This window comes from Phenylobacterium sp. (assembly GCF_028290885.1).
GTDB lineage: Bacteria > Pseudomonadota > Alphaproteobacteria > Caulobacterales > Caulobacteraceae > Phenylobacterium.
This window is the reverse complement of the sequence record NZ_JAQGIZ010000302.1, coordinates 1-3,425: the sequence shown is the minus strand read 5'-3', so window position 1 is coordinate 3,425 and position 3,425 is coordinate 1. Positions and strand designations below refer to the sequence as shown.

Below are 3,425 nucleotides of genomic sequence, written 5' to 3'. Positions count from 1 at the left end.
CTGTTCATCATCCCGATCCAAAGGGATCTCCGCCTTTCGGACACCCAGATCAGCCTGCTCGTCGGCTTCGCCTTCGCCGCCTTCAATGCGCTGTTCGGCCTGCCGGTGGCGCGGTGGATCGACGGCGGGCCGCGCAAGACCATCGCCGCGGTCGGCATCGCCGTCTGGAGCCTGGCCGCATCGAGTTGCGGCCTGGCTGCCAACTTCTGGCAGCTGTTCCTGGGCCGGGTGGCCCTCGGCGCCGGCGAGGCCTCAGTGACGCCGGCGGGCGTCTCATTGCTGGCCGACTTCTTCCCGCCGAGGCGCCGAGGCCGGGCGATGGGCCTGTTCTACGCCGGGACCTTCGTCGGCGGCGGCTGCGCGCTGATCCTCGGCGGGGCCCTTTGGCGCGGCCTCGGCGATCGCCTGGTGGCGCTGCCGTTCGTCGGGCCGCTCCACTCCTGGCAGGTGGTGCTGATCCTGGTCGGCAGCCTGGGGTTCATCGTCGCGCCGCTCACCCTGCTGATCCCCGAGCCGAGGCGGCTTGACGGCGGCAGGCCGGCGGCGGTGGGCGGCGTGCCCCTGGTCGCGGTCGCGCGGTACTACAAGACCCACGCGAGAACCCTGGCGGGCCACAACGTCGGCTTCTGCCTGCAGAATTTTGCGCTGCATGCCGGCGCCGCTTGGCTGCCCACGCTGCTGGTGCGCACCGCCGGCTGGAGCATCGCCCAGGCCGGGGCGACCGTAGGTCTGATGACCCTGGTGCTTGGGCCGATCGGGGCTGCGACCGCGGGCGCCCTGGCCGACGCCCTCGCCCTCCGCGGCCGCACCGACGGCAAGCTCGTGGTCTGCATCGGCTCGGCGGGCATGTGCGCCGCCGCCGCCACGGCCATCGCCCTCAATCCCATACCTGACCTGCTCATCGTGGCGCTCGGCGCCTTCATGTTCTTCGGCGCGTTCAGTCTGCCGCTCGGACCGGGCGCGCTGCAGGAGATCATGCCCAACGCCATGCGGGGCCAGGCGACGGCGGTCTATGTGGCGGTGACCAACCTGGTCGGCGGCGGCCTGGCGGCGACGACGGTCGCCCTGCTCACCGACTTTGTCTTCCACGACAAGGCCAAGCTGCATCTGTCGTTCGGCCTGGTGGGGGCGGCGGTCTGCATCCTGGCCGCCCTAACCCTGACCGCCACCCTGCGGGCGTTCCGGACCACCGTCGGGGAGCGGCTAATTCCCGTGCAGATCGTCCCGACCGCAGGCGCCGCCCAGCCGCTGTATTGACCGTATCGGTCAATTTATCTTGACACGAGATTGACCGGAGCGGTCTATTTAACCGCGGCCGCGCCTTGACGAGTGCCGGGGGACAGGGGAGGGGGACAGTAAAGGGGAGTCTTCCAGACGAGCAGCGCGTCAGCCGCAGGGCCCGGAGCGCCGGCCGCGACAATCAAACAATAAGACTTGAATTGGGGAGTGAAACGATGATGGTCCAAAGGACTTCGGCGCGATCGTTGCTGCCTCTAGTCACGCTGCTGTGCGGTACATTCCTCACTCATCCTGCGCTTGCCCAATCCTCGCCCCCGCCAAAGTCGTCATCGATGGCGGAATACACGGTTGAATCTGTTGTGGTTACCGCGCGAAAGCAGAGCGAGGACATCCAAGTCATTCCGGAGTCGGTCACGGCGATCGATTCGCGGACAATCGTCGCCTCGCACCTGACGCGATTGGATGACTTCAATTCGCTGGTCACCAACGTCAACATCACCAAGCGGGCGGACAACACCCCAGACGTGGTGATGCGCGGCGTCGGCTCCCTGGGCGTCGTTCAGGGCGTCGGCTTCTACGTCAACGACGTGCCGCAGTTCGAAGGGCAGTCCGTGCGCCCGTCCGACATCGAGCGTATCGAGGTTCTGAAGGGCCCTCAGGGCACGATCTTCGGCGGCAGCAACGTCGGCGGCGCGATCAAATACGTGACGAAGTTGCCCAGCGAGACGCCGTCCGGCGAGGCCCGGGTCGAGTACGGATCATTCGATCACTTGACCGTCGATGGCGTCGTATCCGGTCCCATCGTGCCGGATAAGCTGCTCGGGCGCGTGAGCCTCTTCCACGACCAATCGGACGGGTATCTCTTCGATCCGACCCTCAACATCAAAGTGCCAAGCACGGAGGAGACCGGCGGCCGACTGACCCTCGAGTACCCCGGGGATAAGACCACGGTGATCTTCTATCTGATGGGTGACCGCATCAGCGGGCAGGACTTCAACCTCTACTACACCCCGCCGGACGACCATACCTATACTCGCATCTACAAGGGCGGAGTTGATGGAACGAAGCCCTTCTACAAGCGTACGGTCTACTCTCCCAGCCTCCAAATCACCCATGATTTCGGCGATATCACCTTCACGTCCATCTCGTCCTATTTCCATTCCAAGATAAATTCGGTAGGTAACTTGGACAAAGGAGCGTTCCCTGAGCTTTTTGGAAGCCTTATATTCATAAACTACCCCCAGGACTTTGGGAAAAGCGTCTGGAGCCAGGAATTCCGGCTGTCGTCCAGCGGCGACTCATCCTTCAAATGGCTGGTGGGCGCGTTCTTTCAGGATATCCGCAGCAACGCAGTTCAATCGCAAATCGTCGGCATCGCGGCGACCCTCGGCAGCCCGGTCGGCGAGACGATTCTGGACCGCTCGACCGTCGCATATCGTCATACCAACCGCGACTATGCGGTTTTCGGCAATGCGACTTACGATCTAGGCGATTGGACGTTCGAGGGCGGTCTGCGAGTTGCGCACTTCAACAACGCCATGAACGATACGACGGGGCTGTGTGGCCCGTGCTCGGGGAAGGTGCAGGAGACCGACGTGCTGCCCAGGGCCTCCGTGCAGTACCATGTCTCGAAGGACGTCATGACGTACTTTACCGTGGCGAGAGGAGACGAGCAGGCCGACCTGACCGACAACCCGTCGGATTCGGGAAACCAGGTCCTACCGTTTCAGACCGAATTCGCGCTGAGTTACGAAGCCGGCGTGAAGTCGTCGCTGTTCGATCGGCGCCTCACCCTGAATGCGGCAGTCTTCTTCATCGACTATACCAACCGCCTGTTCGAGGTCGGCAAGGTTGACACCGCCACCGGCGGCCTCTTCACCTACGTCGCCAACGTGGGGTCTTCCAACAACTACGGGTTTGAAGTGGAAGCCAAGGCGCGTCCGACGCCGGAGCTGACCTTGTCGGGCGGGGTGGGCTTCACCCGGGCGATCTTCGGGTCCGTCTTTCTTGAGGACGGGACTGGCGCCACCGTGAACCCCAAGGGCAACCAGGGCCCGGCGACGCCAGAGTACCAGGCGACGCTCGCCGTCGATTGGCGCCACCCTCTGAGCGGCGACATGGTGCTGAACGCCAGGGTGGACTCGCGATTTGTCGGCCGCTCGTTCTGGTCTGCGGCAGGCTGCGTG

At 64.4% G+C, this 3,425-nt stretch carries 2 protein-coding genes; both read left to right on the top strand.

From position 1 onward, the window contains the following. Positions 1 to 1,257: MFS transporter (locus JWP28_RS19855; RefSeq protein ID WP_299545585.1), on the top strand; the 1,257-nt coding region annotated here is incomplete at its 5' end. 314 nt (positions 1,258 to 1,571) lie between these two features. After that, positions 1,572 to 3,425, top strand: a 1,854-nt coding sequence (locus tag JWP28_RS19850) for a TonB-dependent receptor (RefSeq protein ID WP_299545584.1), incomplete at its 3' end; no start/stop codon positions are given.